Annotated in this window: 2 protein-coding genes; both read right to left on the bottom strand. The window is 67.3% G+C overall.

Going from position 1 to position 2142, the window contains the following annotated elements:
- On the bottom strand, nucleotides 1-395 hold a 395-nt coding region (locus VGH54_RS23650; protein ID WP_331514545.1), incomplete at its 3' end, for a cytochrome c oxidase assembly protein.
- 263 nt (nucleotides 396-658) lie between these two features.
- Entirely contained in the window at nucleotides 659-1870 is a 1212-nt protein-coding gene (locus VGH54_RS23645; protein ID WP_331514544.1) for an IS481 family transposase, read from the bottom strand.
- Between the last annotated feature and the right edge of the window lie 272 nt (nucleotides 1871-2142).

Raw genomic sequence — 2142 nt, 5'->3', positions numbered from 1 at the left:
CCGGTCAGCGGCGCGGTGACCCAGCGCACCGTGCGCATCGTGAGCAGCCGGTCCAGCCGGGCGCCCACCGCCGGGCTCGCCGTCTGGAGCAGCCGCACCGGTTGTGCCCAGACCAGCAGGATCGGCGCGATCATGATCAGGAGTAGGTGTTGCACCATGTGCACCCAGAACAGCACGTCGCTGTAGCGGGCCACCGCGCTGTTCAGCGCCACCACCAGCGCGAACATGGCCAGCACCCAACTCACCGTGCGGCCGGCCGGCCAGCCGCCCCGAGCGCGGGCCCGGCGTGCCAGCCGGCCGTAGCAGACCGTGCCGAGCAGTACCGCCAGGTCGGACAGCGGTGCCGGCGACCAGCTGATGAGCGCCGCGGTCAGGCCCGGCGCGGAGGGAAACACGATGACGAATCTGCTCCGATTGTTGATCTCCGCCCGGTGCGGACCGCCTCGTGCGCGGGCCCGGACCGAACGGCTGTCTGACCTAACAGTCGGTGCGAGCCCGCCGGTGGTTCCCCTCGGCCACCGATCGTGATCGGGCGCTCAGTTGGCCCCCGTACCGGGAGGTACACGGCACACATCTCCGTACCGCCGCCCATAGGGCCCAACCTGTGTGTGATGTGACAGGACATGTCTGACGGCTGGTGACAGGGGATGTCTGACAGTTAGGGGTGGGGTTTGTAGTTGAGCGTATGTCTTGTGCCTGTGCGTGGTCGGGCGGGTGGTTGGCGTTTGCGGGTGCGGTCGATGGTGAGTTCGCGTAGGAGTTGTTCGCGGTAGAAGATCAGGGCGTGGTCGCCGGTGACGAAGGCGGTCAGTGGTAGTCCGGCGTATTCGACGCCGAGTGGGATGACAGCGTTTTGCAGGGCGATGTAGCCGTCGCGGTTGCTGGCATGGGCCTCGATGACCTGGGTGTGGGTAATCGGTTCGGTCGGGGCTGGTGGAGTGGGGCGGGTGCCGGCGAGGCGTCGTTGCAGGGGTGTGTGCTGGTCGATGCCTTGGTGGGGGCGGCGGTTGTAAGCGGTGCGGTAGCGGTCGAGGTGGGTTTGGAGCTCCTCGAGGGTGGTTGCGGGGGGTTGGGCGGCCAACCAGCGTCGGGCGGTGGCGTGGGCACGTTCGTTCTTGCCGTTGGTCTGAGGGTGTCCGGGCCGGCTGTTGATCAGTTTGATGCCGAGACGGGCGAGGTTCTTCTCGAACAGCACGTAGGTGTTGAGTCGCCGTCCGGTGAAGGCCAGGCCGTTGTCGCTCAGTGCCATGCGCGGTGGTCCGTAGCGGTCGATGGCCCTGGTCATGGCTGTCCAGGCACCTTCGGTGTCTTCGCGAGGCCAGGCCAGTGAGGCGACGTTGTATCGGGAGTGATCGTCGAGGATCTCGAACACCACGGCCACGGTCTGGGCGAGGCCGTGTAACGAGTACTCGAACGCGTCGATCTGCCACAGATCGTCGGTGGCGGGGAAGACGAAGCGCTTGTAGGACGACCGAGGCCGCTTGCTGGGCGTGGGCTCGATCAGGCCCTGCCGGCTCAGGACTCGGTGGATCGTGCGGGCCGAGGGCAGCGGGGCGACTCCGTCATGAAGCAACCGGGCGTGGATCGACAGAGCACCGTTGTCCCAGCCCTCGCGCTCGAGTTCCTTGCGTGCGGCAACGATCAACCCGATCATCGGCTCGCCGGTGCGTGTCGGGCTGCTCTTCGGTGCCCGGGAGCTGGGCAGCAGCCCGGCCAGTCCCTCTACGGCGAACCGCCGCCGGTAGCGGTAGTAGCTGTCTCGGGAGATATCCAGCTCGGCGCATACCGCGGTGACGGTGGCCCGGCCGGTGGCGACATCAGCGAACATCGCCGCGAGTTTCTGCTCCATCGTGACAACTTTCCGGCCCATCGACCAAGGCTGATCGACGAGCTCGCCAGTGTCAGCTATGTCCTGGCACTGAGCTGTCAGACATGTGTTGGCACTTCACAGGTCCAAACCTGTGTGCGGCGGCCGCGCGGTGTGTGCCGTTCCGTGTTTCAGCTCGGGAAGCAGCGCCCGAACGCGACCAGCAGCCGGGGCGGACCGCTCAGTCGGATCCGACGCAGCAGCAGCGCCGCGACCAGCGAGCGCTCGCCGGCCAGGAAGCCGAACCAGCTCCGCGTATCGGCCCGGACCCGCAG

Origin of the sequence: Mycobacterium sp., assembly GCF_036488105.1 — a bacterium.
Taxonomy (GTDB): Bacteria; Actinomycetota; Actinomycetes; order Mycobacteriales; family Mycobacteriaceae; genus Mycobacterium.
The sequence above is the reverse complement of the archived record's forward strand: the minus strand, read 5'-3'. Positions and strand labels throughout refer to the sequence as shown.